Consider the following 14,332-nt stretch of genomic DNA (forward strand, 5'->3'; position numbering starts at 1 on the left):
CAAAATTAAAAGTTTGCCTTTATCCTCCATTGTAAAATTATATATGGATTTGTAAAATATATTTGGAATAGTTTTTGTTTTAATATGAAAACATTAAATTTGTTTTAGAATTTTAAAAAATAAATTACAACCACATAACATGAAAAAGATCTTAGTATTATTCGCTTTTGTTTTAGGTTTAAGTGTTGCTGTAAATGCACAAACTAAACCTGCAGAGTTTAAATTCGAATCGGAAACTCACGATTTCGGTAAAATTGTTTTGAACAAACCAGTAACTTACGATTTTAAATACACCAATATTGGCGAAGAGCCTTTAATTATCACTAAAGCTGAAGCAAGCTGCGGCTGTACAGTACCTAAATACACTTCTACGCCATTAAAAAAAGGCGAAACTGGTGTAATTTCGGTAACGTTTAACGCTGCTGCTGGTCCATCAACTTTTTCGAAAGCCGTAACCATTACTTCAAATGCTAAAACACCAATTAAAGTGCTTTACATCAAAGGTGAAACGGTTGCAGCAGCTTCAAAATAATTTTTTTAAACGATAATATTTAAAAAGTCCCGATTTTCATCGGGACTTTTTTATTTTTGTGCCATGCCAAAAATTTCACAAAAAGGTGTGCAGATGCCTGCATCGCCAATCAGAAAGTTAACTCCATTTGCAGATCAAGCTAAAAAAGATGGTAAAAAAGTTTTCCATTTAAATATTGGTCAACCAGATATAGAAACGCCAGAAGGAATGTTAAACGCCATCAAAAACATTGATTTTAATGTTTGGGCCTACACTCCATCAGAAGGTACACTTGCATACCGTTTAAAACTTACCGAGTACTACAATAAACTAGGCTACAATATTACACCTGAAAATATATTGGTAACAGTTGGTGGCTCTGAAGCCATTACCATAGCCATGCAAACCTGTGTAAACGAGGGCGATGAAATTATCATTCCAGAACCTTTTTATGCCAATTACAATGGCTTCGCCTGTATGAGCAATGTGGTTGTAAAACCAATACTTTCTTATATTGAAAATGGTTTTGCATTACCACCGATTGCCGAATTCGAAAAATTGATTACTGAAAAAACCAAGGCGATTATTATCTGTAATCCCAACAATCCTACTGGTTATTTGTATTCAAGAGCAGAATTAGAGGCTTTAAAAACACTTTGCGTTAAATACGATCTATTTTTATTCTCAGATGAAGCTTATCGCGAATTCTGTTATGATGGAAGGGAATTTATCTCGCCCATGCACTTGGACGGCTTAGATGAAAATGTTGTTATTATGGATACGGTTTCTAAACGTTACAGCGCTTGTGGTGCACGTTTAGGCTGTTTAATTACCAAAAATAAAGACGTTATTGCATCAGGGTTAAAATTTGCACAGGCAAGATTAAGCCCAGGTATGGTTGAACAAATTGCCGGTGCCGCAGCTGTAGATACGCCAGATAGTTATTTTGAAAAAGTAAATACTGAATATACTTTACGCCGTGATACTTTGGTTGGCCGGTTAAATCATATTGAAGGCGTTTTCTGTCCTAATCCAGGTGGTGCATTTTATGTAGTAGCAAAATTCCCTATTGATGATGCCGATAAATTCTGTCAGTGGATTTTAGAGGACTTTAGCCACAATAACCAAACGGTAATGATGGCGCCGGCAACCGGGTTCTACTCTACCCCTGGTTCTGGTAAAAACGAGGTTCGTATGGCATATGTATTAAATACCGACGATTTAAATGCTGCTATGGACTGTTTGGAAATAGCATTGAAGCAATATCCAGGAAGAATAGGTTAATTGTAAAAATTATTAAACCGATTAATTGTTGAGCACAGACTCAGTTTTAACAATTAATCGGTTTAAACAGTTAAGGAGGTACAGTTAATTTTATATTTTGCATATCTAGCAATAAAAAACAACCCTAAATAACTGCAAAAAAGCAGAACTAAGGGAGTTTAATCCCACTACTCATCCGCTTCTGGTGCATAGGAACTAATCCGATAACCACTCCATTTTAGCAAGGCAATAAGCGTACTGCAACGGTTTTGCGATCACGACAGCATTTAATATCAAAACCCATCCTAATGACCGGGTGATAACCCTGATCGTTATCCCAAAGGATGATTATTTTAATAATTGTTTATTCAGGAGAGATTTTAGGCGTAATAAAAAACAGAAATCAGACTGGTTCTTTTATTAATGAATGCAGAAGAGATCCATCCTATAGAACTGGCGTTTGCTTATAAATTGACTAAAAGCAAACAGATAATCTTATGTTATGGGTCTTGACGGAGAGAGAAAAGTGGGCTTCCCAAACCATAACCTCATAATGTTTCTCACGCCTTACGTTGAAATGGAATTACAGCAGAAGCCCACTCTTATTTTGGAAAGCTAAAGGTAGCAATTCCGCTATAAGAAATGGGATAAAATCTGCTGTCCTGCTCCAACGGCGTGAGATTTGAGGTTGCAAGACTCTTAATTTTACCTGTACTGGTTTTATTTTTTTTAGCGTAAATATAGATAAAAAAAGCCGATCGTCAAGTAATTGCATGACGATTTAAAATAAAATATAAAAGACATTGCCAATTATATTTTTATTAGCAATGAAATGATTAGTGAGAAAGAAAAAATAGTCCTGAAAAAATTCGGTCAGCATTTAAAATCGTTAAAGGAGAAACAGAAACTTTCTTATCGTGAATTTTATAAGAGAAGTGGAGTTAATACCGGAGATATTATTAAATATGAAAATGGAGAAACCAGCCCAAGTTTTATTACCATAATGAGATTGGCAATAGGTTTAAAAATCCATCCAACAGCACTTCTTGATTTTAATTTTGGAATAGACTTTAGCGCTGGGCTGGAATAGTATAAGTCTTCACAATATAGTAGCAAATATGAAGATTATGAGCCATCAAAGGAGGAAATAGCAAATTACGCAACGCTAACTATTAAAATAAAATCATCAAAGCGGGGAAAAACATACAATAAGAATAGTTCCTGATCTTGATAGCATACTAAGCATACTAAAGGTTAATGCAAATATATTCAATCAGCCGAAGTAAAATTGGAAGAAGGGCTGTTTAGCATTCAAACAAGTAACCTGATTAACAAAGGTCTCAACGATACAGGTTTCCATACAGATCTTGAAAATATCCGGCAATGATTGCTTCATACCCATGCAGACAGGGCAGAGATCTCTTCCGGACCGAAAGGTAATTATTTTGAAGTGTTAATTTCAATCAACTTATAAGAAGCCCGATAAAATTCCTATTATATACTATTGTTTTCATCATAAGAAACAAAAGTGGTATACAAAATTTCATGCACTAAACTACAACCTACCTCCCTTAAGGAATATTTAGCACTATCTAAATTTATAAACAATGAAAAAGATTGTACCATGCATCACTATCGAAGATGAGCCTGAATCACTATGCACAATTGGAGGTTATATTAGTCAGAAGCCAAGCCTATGGCTTACCAAAACTATTGCTGTTTCGTAATCAAGATAAACGTAGCAATGGTTCAAAGTTTAAAGCATATATAGCGGTTTCTACTGTAATTAACAGGCAGATCAAACGTTTGCGCAGTCTTTTTTCTTTCACTAAAATGTAAATATGAATATATTGTATTGACATTTTAAGCAGACTTAAATTAATTTATATTAAGATTAAAACTGGCGAACTAAACATTACAGCAGCTAATTATCGTCATGCTTCTATTTTTGAGGAACATGGCTGCTTATAACCCAATACTTACTAAAACCTAAAAAATGAAAAAACAATTATTATTCCTAACCGTTTCGGCAATTGTAGGGCTTTCGGCCTGTAAAAAGACAGCCGTATTACAAGATGAGGCTGTAAATAGCAAAAAAACTATAAGTGGTGTTAGCATACAATCCCTCACTCAAACCAATGTTTTTAATGTCACCGAAAAAATTAGCGCATCAATTGAAAGGGACCGCTTAAAAAACGGATACTACTTAACCGATTTCACTGCAACCGGTTTATACATGGCCCCAGGTGCTACTTTAGATATCACCGTAGAACAAACCACCGGAACCCGCCTGCCAAAATTATTAATCGGCACCTATTCTAGATATGGCACTTGGAACACCCAACCTACATCCGTACAGTTAACTGCGGGTACCAATACCATTACCAATGCTGTTGGCGGATTATTATGGATCAGGTACACCAATTCTACAACTGGCTCTACCGCTAAAGTAACTTTTAATAGCGGTTACCAATACGCTCCATATTACAAACTTGGCGTAACCAACAATTCAGACTGGATTAATCAATTACAAACCTACACTACTCCTGATGTAGTTTTAGAGGGCTCAAATTGTTTTATCGTAGTATCAAGAACTAAGGCAATACAGTACCAAGCAGAAGATCAGAGTGCTATATTGAACAAAATTACACAAATTATTGCACTAGAGGATGATTTGAACGGCTTAGACAACTCTTTGCCTGCACATGCGAAAAATGTGCACACCTATCTTTTAACGCAGCATGAAGATCCAGCCTATTATTTTTTCGCTTATGATTATCGTACGGCCTATATTACCTCAGATGTTAATGCCATTTTAACATTAAGTGCAGTAGGTACCAATGGCTGGGGATTATGGCACGAATTAGGCCACCAGCACCAAATGATGTGGCGTTGGGGAGCCTTGGGTGAGGTTTCTGTAAATTTATATAGTTTATATGTGCAGCGTACCCTTACCCCTTCTATCAACAGGCTGGTAAACGATGGGGTGTGGCCAAAAGCTTTTACCTATTTAGGGAAACCTGCTGGCACCAAAGATTATAACGGATCAACAAGTTATACCAATCCTTTAACCGATCTGTTTATCAGGCTCTGCATGTTTCAACAATTAACCTTAGCCTATGGTGATAATTTTTATAGAACCCTGGCCAAGGACATGCGTGTTGAAAATCCAACCTTAGCTAATGATGATGCCAGGATGCGTTATTTCATGCTAAAGGCTTGTAGTATATCAGGCAAAAACTTAAGTACTTTCTTCCAAAAGTGGGGATTGAATTTATCTACTTCAGCAGCTACAACACAAATATATGCAGACATGGCAGCATTGGGTTTACCAGCGCCAAGTACCGATCCCTCTACCCTACAAGATAATGTTGCACCTTTAACCGAACTGAGTAAAACTGGCTGGAGCATAAACTCTTTCAGCTCTGAAGAAACCAGCGGTGAGGGAGCTATTAATGGCAGGGCTGCTACTTTAATCGATGGTAGCCACAGTACGTTCTGGCACTCACGCTGGACCACTTCCGCAACAAGTTATCCGCACCAGGTCGTGATTGATTTAGGATCTTCGAAATCGGCAAATGGCTTAAGTTTAGTGCAAAGAAGCGGATTGAGCCGGGCGATTAAAAACTTTCAGGTTTTAACAAGTACCGATAATATAAATTTCACATCGGTAAACAATTATGTAGCTCAAAATGCTGCCGGAATACAATATTTTGCGTTTGGCAGCACCAAAACCTTAAGATACCTTAAGGTAATTATGAACTCTGCACAAGATGGTTTGCAGTTTGCATCGCTGGCAGAGCTGGGATTATACAATTAACAATTTCATAAAGAAGCGGTCTCAAAAGTGAGGCAGCTTCTTTTTATTCTGATCAACAATAGAAAGCACACCTGAACACGCTTTCCGGTTTACTTAATACTTTTTCATTTTTTGGGCCAACAATGATTTTCCTTCTGCTTATTTTAGGTGCAATCTCTTGGTCAAACCTTAATTTTGCTTCATCTATATAGTTTAACTCTGCTGGAGCTGGGACAACCCAATTGCTTTTTCGGCCCTCGATATTCATTGTACCTGATGAAGGATCGATTGTTAAGTCAGTAAACAAAGTATCCTGGTATATAGAGATAAATAAAACCCGGGAGATAAAAATTAAGATATAGCAGCTTATTTTTTGCTTCCTGACTAATCGCCAGAAAGCAAAAGAGCCTGTCTACTGCTGTTATAATTATAGCGGAAACAGCACTTTAATGAGGAGTCTGATGGGCAGGCTGAGTATAAACCGGGTAAAAAATCGGTTTTGTAGGCTTAAAGGTTATTTACTTCAAAACCGCGATAGCTCAGCATTTCTGCATTATGCGAAACAATTAGGCGAAGTTTTAATCTTTCGATGATTGCTTTGGCTTGAGCAATATTTCTTTGCATATCGTTTATTCCCCTAATTTCAATTCCCCCAGACATTAGTTTAAATTTGCTGGGCTCAAACTTATCAATAAATTGCTGTAGATCTGGGCTAATCTTTGCCTGACTGTTTTGCATAATCAATTATTAATCTTTTGCCACAAAGCAAGACAAATCGTTTTAACTTATCAGCATTTTCATATTAACTTATTAAGAAATGTTAACAAGCACTTTCTTTCCTGTAATCACTTCCCTTGCATTGATAATTGAGGTTATTTCAATCAACATACAGATCGATAATTAATTCTAAATCTAGCCGCATGACATAAACATGACGCTACCTTAACTTTCAGGTGATATACAGCCAATAGTTTTGCATTAAAACCTGGACATGCGCACGATAAAAAGATTGACTGAACTCAATTACTATTTCTTTACTGCAATGTCAATACTTCTGTTGGCACTCATCTTTAATTTTAGCTTTTCTAAAACAGATGGCTTCCTCATTTTTAACTGGTTTCATCCAACCTGGCTGGATATTTTTTTTAAGTATGTTACTAATCTCGGAGATGGTTTAATCAGCATTCTGGCTGCGGCTATTCTGCTAGCATTTCGGAAAAAGAAAAAAGCAATTACTATGGCTCTTGCTTATATTTATTCGGGACTGCTTATCCAGATCGCAAAAAGGATATTCCACATGCCACGGCCGAAATATTTTTTCGAGCAAACTTTATTTCAGTATACTCATTTTGTTGATGGGGTAAAAATGCATGATCAAAATTCTTTTCCTTCAGGTCATACCGCATCTGCTTTTGCCTTGGCCACTGTATTGGTTTTGGTTTTCAGGAAAAAGAAAATCTCCCCTTATTGTTTATTTTTCGCATTTTTAATTGGTTATTCACGCATATACCTGGCACAACATTTTCTTATTGATGTATTTTTTGGTGCAATAACCGGTATAATCTGCGCAGTGGTGAGCTATCATCAAGTATACGATCTTCAACTTTTCAGATCGGCCAAGCTAAACAGAAGATATAAGCAGCTTAAAATTACCAATCAGGCTAACCCTATTTAAGTGAAAGAAATACCTGTTAAACTTTGGCTTTTTACAATGGTTATGACTGTGATCAAAGTGATCATAGCCTCAACAATTGCCCTTGGAAACGACGAGGTATATTATTGGACATATGCTTTAAATCTGGAATGGAGTTATTTTGATCACCCTCCATTTGTGGCGTGGTTAATTAGAACAACAACTGCAAATTTATATATCCACAACGAATTAGCGGTTCGGCTAGGCGCCATAATATCATCCACAATAGGTACAATAATTGTATATAAAATAGGTAAATTACTCCTTAATAACCGTGTTGGCTGGCTGGCTGTTTTGCTTTATTCTTCGTCTTTTTACTGCAGCATTATTGCGGGGACATTTATTTTGCCAGATAGCCCTCAAATGGTTTTCTGGTTATGGAGCATCTTTTTGCTGCTTAAAATTACCAAATCTGTTCACCAGGGTTTACCCACATTAAGTCTCTGGTGCTGGTTCGGGGTGGCAACAGGTCTTTGTATGATGTGTAAAATTCATGGTGTCTACCTGTGGGTGGCCGTTGTACTGTTCGCTCTGTTTAGCAATAGAAAATTGATGGCGCAAAAAGGCATGTATTTTTCTGCCTTAATTAGTTTAATTATGGTATCTCCATTCATCATCTGGAATATCCAGCATCATTTCATCACCTATACCTATCACAGTAACCGGGTTAGCCTGTTCCATGCTGGCATAAATCCATTGGCTTTCGCCAGAGAAATAAGCGGCCAAATATTTTACAACAATCCTATTGTTTTTTTTCTGGCATGGATTGCAGTTTTTAGCTTCACCAAAACCAAACACCATCTTAAAAGCGAAATACAGCTGCTATTATATTGTGCGCTACCACTTATTGCTACGCTGGTTTTTCTTTCCATTTTTAGAGATACATTGCCGCATTGGTCTGGCCCAGCCTATAGCTGTTTAATATTTCTCTCGGCATTGAAACTGGAGTCTTTTACCTTATCAAAAGTAAAAGCCATTATTGCTGCTAGTATGCTGTTTTTCTTGTTCGTAGTAAGTGCAGGTCTTATCGCAATTAATTTTTACAAGGGCACACTTTCACCGCAAAAAGACCCCATGCATGTAGGCACGGGCGATCCCACCTTAGATTTATACGGCTGGAAAGAGACCGGAAGAATAGTTGACTCTGTTTACCATGCCGATAATAAATTATCGGAAAGGAATAAGACAGTCAGAACTATTGTGATTACAAAGTGGTTTCCTGCAGCACATTTAGATTTTTATGTTTGCATCAGAACTGGTCTGCAAACCTATGGCCTTGGAGAAATATTCGATCTTCACCAGTATTATTGGTCGAACCAAAACAAACAGAAATTATCTGTTGGCGACAACGCATATTACATTGTCCCTTCTAATCTTTACGATGAAAACAGTATAAATTTTATCAAATCTCAATTTAAAAATTGTAAACCACCAATTATTGCACCTATTTTCAGAAACGGTGTTATTTGCAAAAACATCTTATTATTTAGGTTAAATGGCTATAAAAGATAGTACAATAGCAACTATAACGAACTAATATTAATGTTTAAAATCTAATTGCACCAGAGCTGAAAATGCAATAAATTAGCATAGAAATTAAAGCCAATCTGATTTGGCAATTAGCGAACCTCTTCCTAAAAATTTAGATGATACCCAATAACAAAGTATATCCGCTAAGCATACTGTTCCTGACGCTTTTATTTAGTTCTCTATCTTCAGTAGGGCAGATTGTACTCCAGGATAAAAAATTTCATGTAGACACTAAAATATTTTCGCAAACCGATTCAGGCGCACTGAAATTAGATATTTATTACAGTGGTAAAATAACAGAAACTAAGCCAACAGTACTTTTTGTATTTGGCGGAGGTTTTGTAATGGGGCGCAGAGACAGCAAGTTATTTGATCAATACTTTAACGCTTTAATAGCGCATGACTATAAAGTAGTTTCAGTTGACTATCGACTAGGTCTTAAGGGCAAGAAATTCCCCAGCCCATTTAATACTTCTAATTTAAAGGCAGCTATTGATACCGCTACTGCAGATGTTTTCGACGCGACAGCTTATCTGATCAAAAACGCAAAAGAACTCGGTATCGATACGGCTATGATCATCCTATCTGGATCAAGTGCGGGTGCTATTACGGCACTACATGCCGATTATAACAAGCGAAATGCGACAGCGTTATCGGCTAAACTTCCACCGCATTTTCAATACAAAGGCGTAATTTCATTTGCCGGCGCAATATTAAGTTATCATGGCGCCCCCAAATATGCCATAACTCCAGCACCTACCATGCTTTTCCATGGTACAGCCGATAAACTTGTACCCTATAACAAAGTGAGATTACTTAACAGGGGCTTTTTTGGCTCCAAGTATCTTGCACGCACTTTCAGTAAAAACGGGTACCCTTATTACTTTCAGTATGTGCAAAATATGGGGCACGAGATAGCTGGTTCACCGATGGTTGAAAACCTGCCAGATATTTTGTGGTTTATAGAAAATTACATCATTAAACAAAAACGCTACTTTATGGAAGTAGACTTTAAAGATGCCGACAAAAAACCTACTTTTAGCATACCACCTGCTTTAAAAAAGAGGTAGCGTAGCGTGCTTCTTTATCTTAAGGTCAATATCAAAAACTATCTCTTTATCTTAACAGATTAGTTTTCATGTTCTCCGGCCTCCCCGGTCAGTATCTTTTCCATTTCTATCATCATCTGCTCGGCCAGGCGTTGTTTAGCTTGCAATTTAGAAAGATAAGCATCTGCAAATGTTACTTCAAGCTCATCCATAATAAAAGCATATTTTGCCTTAAGTTCTATAAGATCAATCTGAAGCTTCTTGGAAAGATTTTGCATGCTACAAAGCTAAAAAAAGGGAGGTTATAATTTCAGATAAAGCTCTTATTTTTCTTTTTTTAAAAAAAATACACCAAATAGACAAACTCATTAAAACAATCTCCTAATTCTTTCGTTTATAAATTGATTCCGGCGTGGTTTCCGGAATAGTTTGTTTGGTTAGTTGATTAGGGATCACTCCCAAAGTGAATCCCTTTTCTTTTTTACGAAGCTTTCTATCTATTGAGCATAGTTTCCAGCCAATATTTTCTAAATTCAGCCTTTCAAATCGATTATACAATGGAAGAAATCAGATGGGGCATTATTGGCTGCGGAGATGTGACTGAAGTAAAAAGTGGACCAGCTTTTAATAAGGTAAACAACTCCAAACTTGTTGCTGTAATGCGCCGCGATGCAAAGAAAGCTGCTGACTATGCCAGGCGACACCAAGTGCCTAAATGGTATGATGATGCTTCTCAACTAATTAACGATCCGGAGGTGAATGCCATTTACATTGCTACGCCACCCCTACAGCACGAAGCTTACACTATTGAGGCTTTAAAAGCCGGCAAGCCCGTATATGTAGAAAAACCCATGACTTTAGATGCCAAAGCTGCTCAACGCATGACTGATGCAGCCAACAAATTAAATGTGAAGCTTTGCATAGCTCATTACCGCCGGGCTCAACCCATGTTTTTGAAAGTTAAAGAACTATTGGCTACACATACCATTGGCGATATCCGTTTAGTCCGTTTAAAAATGCTCCAATCGCCGAACCCCACGCTTATTGCAAAAACAGCCGATAATTGGCGGATCAATCCGGCCATTTCTGGTGGTGGTTTATTCCATGATCTAGCTCCGCATCAATTAGACCTGATGACTTATTATTTCGGCGCTGTGAAAAATGCGATGGGCATTGCCACCAGGCAGCAGGAAAACACCGAGGTGGATGATCTGGTTGTGGGTAATATCCTGTTCCAAAACGGAGTTGTTTTCACTGGTACTTGGTGTTTCTCTGTAGCGACACAAGGTCAGGCTGATGTTTGTGTAATTTATGGTTCAAAGGGTCAAATCAGTTTCCCAATGTTTGGCAATAAAGTCACGGTTACAACGGATCAGACGGAAGAATTTATGTTCGAGCCTTTGCAACATGTACAACAACCTATGATTGAAAAAGTAGTTAATTATTTTTTAAGTAAAGGAGAAAATCCATGTAGCGGTGAAGATGCACTGATAACCATGAAATTAATGGATGATTTTACACGGAAGTAAGAATAATTCGACGAAGGATCATTTTAATTGAACCATGTTAGATATAAAAGGGTACTTCTTGTTTTTAGTTTATGCGATATAAATGGCTTAAAGTCAGTTTATACTATTTTTTTTCGCTCTTTATCTGTCATAATCCTAAAATTATTGAGAAACTGAAATCTACGTATTATGATGCCTATAATTCTATTGTAAAACGATTTCTTACAGTTTTGTGAAGAGGTGGCATCTTTCTTATCTAATAAATATGGTAAAATATTCTTAGGTATTCTCCAAAAATCAGGAGGAGGATTTTCTTTGAAAATAAACAGATAAAGTTTTAATGTTTCCAAATACCAATCCTGATGTTTATTGTATTCCACAATCCCACCCACATTGGGATAATGATGTAAATTCCGACCCAAAACCAATGGGCAGAATTTTTCCCAGTACTCTACCGTATATAGCAGGTGCATATGCCATACCTTATCAACCACAACAGAAGGCGATGCCCCGTTCTGCGATATGCAACAGAGATATACAAAACGCTTATACTCTGCTATCGCCAATAAAGTGAACCGCCTTGTCCAACCCTCGGTAACTGCTAATTTGCGTGAAAAAGGGATTGCAAAATCTTCATTATCTGGCGAATAGGCATAAATTCGTTGCCACAAAGGATCGTCTGCATAATTTACCTCTCTTTCATCAGGTAATATCGTGATATATTCAGGTTTCATCATCAACTATTTAGCAGCCACAAGAAACTGAAGATTCATAGATATAAACGGTTTTGGGATAATAATACCTGTTAAGCAACTGGCAGAAATCGTCGAACCTTTCCTGTAGGTTAGTGTCCAATAAATTTAATGTAAAATCCAATGCAGGTAAGGGGCCAACAGAAACCGAAAGTTCACGGTTAACAATCTGTATATCGGTTATAACCTTCCATTGGATAAGGGCAGCATGGTCATAGTAATGAAGTCCTTCTTCACAAACCATTAATAGCACTGTTTTTTCTTCACGCTGAGCCCAATAACCCACTACCCTTACGGTTACTAATATAAAAGTTAGTATAGCAGAAGCATAAAGGGAGATAGATAAGTTCCTTTTATCTTCCGAAAAAAAGGAAATAATAACCATAACAATAAATGAAAATAAAAACAAGGCGGCCGTACAAGAACAATTTCCAGGGTCCCAAGCCTTTTTATACAAAATCATTTCATCTTTTACCATAAGCCTCAAAATCTGAAGATAAGAAAATAACAGATAAAAAGCTGAATTTTAGCGCTAAAAGTCTTAGCATTGATCGATCAATGCTAAAACAAAAACAACCATTCTTGTTGCCACAGCTTAAATTTGTAGAAGCTGAAAGCCAATCGATTGCTATTATTAACAGCCTAAAGTTTAGAAAGCAAAAGTTTTACCGAGGCTCTTTTTTGATAATTGGGGTCGAAATGAACATATTTAATTTTCCCTGAACGATCGATGATATAAGTTGCAGGAACGGGTAAAGTATGTCGGGTATTCCCATTGTTATCTTCTAAATTTATACCATAGCCCTTGTATTTGGTAAAGGTAGCTTCATCCATAACAAAATTAACATTATAGGCTTTCATAATTGCATCGTCTTTATCCTGAAGAATAGAAAAGCCAGCATTTGTTTTTTTTATGGTTTTATCAATGTTTTCTTTCGTTTCGGGTGTAACACCGATCACGTAAGCATCTTTTCCACTTAATAAGTTTAAAGAATCTTGCAGCTCTTTAATGTGTTTATTACAGTATGGGCACCATTGACCGCGATAAAAAAATAATACGACAGAACGATGCGCTTTAAGTGCACTTTTCAAACTCACGGTTTTACCGTTTTGGTCAACTCCGCTAAACATAGGCGCTTTATCACCCTCCTTTAAACCTTTTTGTGCTTTTGTTTGCAGCGATAATACAACAGCTAACGCTGTAAATAAGATAATCCTTTTCATGTTGTCTTTATGTTTTTTCCTCTTAGTCGAATCAGCAGCATTAACCTTACAGTTAAATTAATTTTTATTGATTTCTTTTTCAATCTTCTCCGTTAATATTTTTTTAAAAGCTTCATCCAGTTTAAAATCGCTGTTTTCAAAACCTACAAACACCTTATTAATCAATATACTCTGCCGCTGATAAATTTTGCATACCGAACAGCCTGCCAGATGTATATGCAATTGTAGCATTTCGGCAGCGGTAATTTTTCCGGCAATTCTTTTTTCGATCAAAAAAGTAGCTTTTTTACAGTTATAGATTATATTTCTCAGCGCGCTCGTCATATCAGTTCCAGTTTTTTTGAAGGCAGGCCCTCAGGTTAAGTTTTGTGCGGTGCATAATTACCCAGAAATTAGCAGCAGTGAGTTTAAGTTCGTTACAGATCAACTCTGATGCGAGATCGTCCATGTGTTTCATCGAGAATACCGAGAACCATAATCCGGGAAGTTTAGCCAAACATTCATTTAATATGCTGCCAAGCTCTTTCATTATCAAAGGATTACCTACGTCCAAGCCAAATGCTCTCGGATAGTCTTTTTCAGTCCAATGTCCTGATTCCGCATCAAAAAAATCCTGCTGTTCATCTTCTACGCTTATTACCTTTAAATTAATGGCAGATCGTTTCCGGTAAAAATCGGCAATCTTGTTTTTAAGGATGGCCGTTAACCATGTTTTTTCCTTACTGTTGCCCTCAAAATCATCTAATCGCTGCAAACCTGCCAAAAAGGTATCCTGCACCAGATCTTTGGCCACATCTTCATCTCTTAATCTCGACATGGCAAAACCATAGAGGTAATCGGCATATTTTTCAACCCAGCTTAGTGGGTCTGAATGATGGCTCTTGACTGCATATTCCTTATCCGTTTCGTTTTGCATGTTTTGATATTATCTTATTTAAATATACTCCTTAATTTATTGGTCGTTCGAGATGAAATAACCTTACAAATTATTTTATTTTTTTTT

General features: G+C 36.9%; 15 protein-coding genes. 8 read left to right on the forward strand and 7 right to left on the reverse strand.

Annotated features, from left to right (window positions below):
* Nucleotides 1–139 precede the first annotated feature (139 nt).
* The 4 genes from FHT21_RS12535 (at nt 140) to FHT21_RS12550 (ending at nt 5,594) form a co-directional block, all read left to right on the forward strand.
* The gene (locus tag FHT21_RS12535; RefSeq protein WP_167294985.1) at nt 140–532 is read left to right on the forward strand and encodes a DUF1573 domain-containing protein; all 393 of its coding nucleotides are present in this window, start codon (nt 140–142) and stop codon (nt 530–532) included.
* Nucleotides 533–595: 63 nt separating this feature from the next.
* Nucleotides 596–1,795, forward strand: coding sequence for a pyridoxal phosphate-dependent aminotransferase (locus FHT21_RS12540; protein ID WP_167294986.1), 1,200 nt, complete (start codon nt 596–598; stop codon nt 1,793–1,795).
* Nucleotides 1,796–2,606: 811 nt separating this feature from the next.
* A complete protein-coding gene (locus FHT21_RS12545) occupies nt 2,607–2,864 on the forward strand; it encodes a helix-turn-helix transcriptional regulator (RefSeq protein ID WP_167294987.1) in 258 nt (85 codons plus the stop codon).
* Nucleotides 2,865–3,770: 906 nt separating this feature from the next.
* Entirely contained in the window at nt 3,771–5,594 is a 1,824-nt protein-coding gene (locus FHT21_RS12550) for a M60 family metallopeptidase (protein ID WP_167294988.1), read from the forward strand.
* 486 nt (nt 5,595–6,080) lie between these two features.
* On the opposite strand, the gene FHT21_RS12555 is transcribed toward FHT21_RS12550, so the two are convergent.
* A complete protein-coding gene (locus FHT21_RS12555; RefSeq protein ID WP_243853984.1) occupies nt 6,081–6,233 on the reverse strand; it encodes a hypothetical protein in 153 nt (50 codons plus the stop codon).
* A 331-nt stretch (nt 6,234–6,564) separates the two neighbouring features.
* Between FHT21_RS12555 and FHT21_RS12560 the strand changes: the two genes are divergently transcribed.
* The 3 genes from FHT21_RS12560 (at nt 6,565) to FHT21_RS12570 (ending at nt 9,866) form a co-directional block, all read left to right on the forward strand.
* Nucleotides 6,565–7,248 carry a phosphatase PAP2 family protein gene (locus FHT21_RS12560; RefSeq protein ID WP_167294990.1) on the forward strand — a complete coding sequence of 228 codons (684 nt, stop codon included), beginning with the start codon at nt 6,565–6,567 and terminating at the stop codon, nt 7,246–7,248.
* A complete protein-coding gene (locus FHT21_RS12565) occupies nt 7,249–8,778 on the forward strand; it encodes a glycosyltransferase family 39 protein (RefSeq protein ID WP_167294991.1) in 1,530 nt (509 codons plus the stop codon).
* A 134-nt stretch (nt 8,779–8,912) separates the two neighbouring features.
* The gene (locus FHT21_RS12570; RefSeq protein ID WP_167294992.1) at nt 8,913–9,866 is read left to right on the forward strand and encodes an alpha/beta hydrolase; all 954 of its coding nucleotides are present in this window, start codon (nt 8,913–8,915) and stop codon (nt 9,864–9,866) included.
* A 59-nt stretch (nt 9,867–9,925) separates the two neighbouring features.
* Here the strand turns inward: FHT21_RS12570 and FHT21_RS12575 are convergent, their stop codons facing one another.
* The gene (locus FHT21_RS12575; protein WP_167294993.1) at nt 9,926–10,123 is read right to left on the reverse strand and encodes a hypothetical protein; all 198 of its coding nucleotides are present in this window, start codon (nt 10,121–10,123) and stop codon (nt 9,926–9,928) included.
* A gap of 279 nt (nt 10,124–10,402) precedes the next feature.
* Here FHT21_RS12575 and FHT21_RS12580 point away from each other — a divergent pair, with 279 nt between their 5' ends.
* Nucleotides 10,403–11,374, forward strand: a complete 972-nt coding sequence (locus FHT21_RS12580; protein ID WP_167294994.1) for a Gfo/Idh/MocA family oxidoreductase — start codon at nt 10,403–10,405, stop codon at nt 11,372–11,374.
* A 98-nt stretch (nt 11,375–11,472) separates the two neighbouring features.
* On the opposite strand, the gene FHT21_RS12585 is transcribed toward FHT21_RS12580, so the two are convergent.
* The 5 genes from FHT21_RS12585 to FHT21_RS12605 form a co-directional block, all read right to left on the reverse strand.
* Entirely contained in the window at nt 11,473–12,090 is a 618-nt protein-coding gene (locus FHT21_RS12585; RefSeq protein WP_167294995.1) for a hypothetical protein, read from the reverse strand.
* Between the two features lie 7 nt (nt 12,091–12,097).
* On the reverse strand, nt 12,098–12,490 hold the full coding sequence (locus FHT21_RS12590; RefSeq protein ID WP_167294996.1) for a hypothetical protein: 393 nt from the start codon (nt 12,488–12,490) through the stop codon (nt 12,098–12,100).
* Between the two features lie 257 nt (nt 12,491–12,747).
* Entirely contained in the window at nt 12,748–13,329 is a 582-nt protein-coding gene (locus tag FHT21_RS12595; protein WP_167294997.1) for a peroxiredoxin family protein, read from the reverse strand.
* A gap of 57 nt (nt 13,330–13,386) precedes the next feature.
* Entirely contained in the window at nt 13,387–13,602 is a 216-nt protein-coding gene (locus tag FHT21_RS12600) for a hypothetical protein (RefSeq protein ID WP_243853986.1), read from the reverse strand.
* Nucleotides 13,603–13,654: 52 nt separating this feature from the next.
* On the reverse strand, nt 13,655–14,245 hold the full coding sequence (locus FHT21_RS12605) for a sigma-70 family RNA polymerase sigma factor (protein ID WP_167294999.1): 591 nt from the start codon (nt 14,243–14,245) through the stop codon (nt 13,655–13,657).
* Between the last annotated feature and the right edge of the window lie 87 nt (nt 14,246–14,332).

The sequence above is a fragment of the Pedobacter sp. SG908 genome, from assembly GCF_011759615.1.
Taxonomy (GTDB): Bacteria; Bacteroidota; Bacteroidia; order Sphingobacteriales; family Sphingobacteriaceae; genus Pedobacter; species Pedobacter riviphilus.

Coding starts and splice junctions, on each gene's coding strand:
- FHT21_RS12570 (WP_167294992.1), top strand. CDS start 8,913: ATGATACCCAATAACAAAGTATATCCGCTAAGCATACTGTTCCTGACG.
- FHT21_RS12540 (WP_167294986.1), top strand. CDS start 596: ATGCCAAAAATTTCACAAAAAGGTGTGCAGATGCCTGCATCGCCAATC.
- FHT21_RS12575 (WP_167294993.1), bottom strand. CDS start 10,123: ATGCAAAATCTTTCCAAGAAGCTTCAGATTGATCTTATAGAACTTAAG.
- FHT21_RS12585 (WP_167294995.1), bottom strand. CDS start 12,090: ATGATGAAACCTGAATATATCACGATATTACCTGATGAAAGAGAGGTA.
- FHT21_RS12550 (WP_167294988.1), top strand. CDS start 3,771: ATGAAAAAACAATTATTATTCCTAACCGTTTCGGCAATTGTAGGGCTT.
- FHT21_RS12560 (WP_167294990.1), top strand. CDS start 6,565: ATGCGCACGATAAAAAGATTGACTGAACTCAATTACTATTTCTTTACT.
- FHT21_RS12555 (WP_243853984.1), bottom strand. CDS start 6,233: ATGTCTGGGGGAATTGAAATTAGGGGAATAAACGATATGCAAAGAAAT.
- FHT21_RS12545 (WP_167294987.1), top strand. CDS start 2,607: ATGATTAGTGAGAAAGAAAAAATAGTCCTGAAAAAATTCGGTCAGCAT.
- FHT21_RS12535 (WP_167294985.1), top strand. CDS start 140: ATGAAAAAGATCTTAGTATTATTCGCTTTTGTTTTAGGTTTAAGTGTT.
- FHT21_RS12580 (WP_167294994.1), top strand. CDS start 10,403: ATGGAAGAAATCAGATGGGGCATTATTGGCTGCGGAGATGTGACTGAA.
- FHT21_RS12595 (WP_167294997.1), bottom strand. CDS start 13,329: ATGAAAAGGATTATCTTATTTACAGCGTTAGCTGTTGTATTATCGCTG.
- FHT21_RS12590 (WP_167294996.1), bottom strand. CDS start 12,490: ATGGTTATTATTTCCTTTTTTTCGGAAGATAAAAGGAACTTATCTATC.
- FHT21_RS12605 (WP_167294999.1), bottom strand. CDS start 14,245: ATGCAAAACGAAACGGATAAGGAATATGCAGTCAAGAGCCATCATTCA.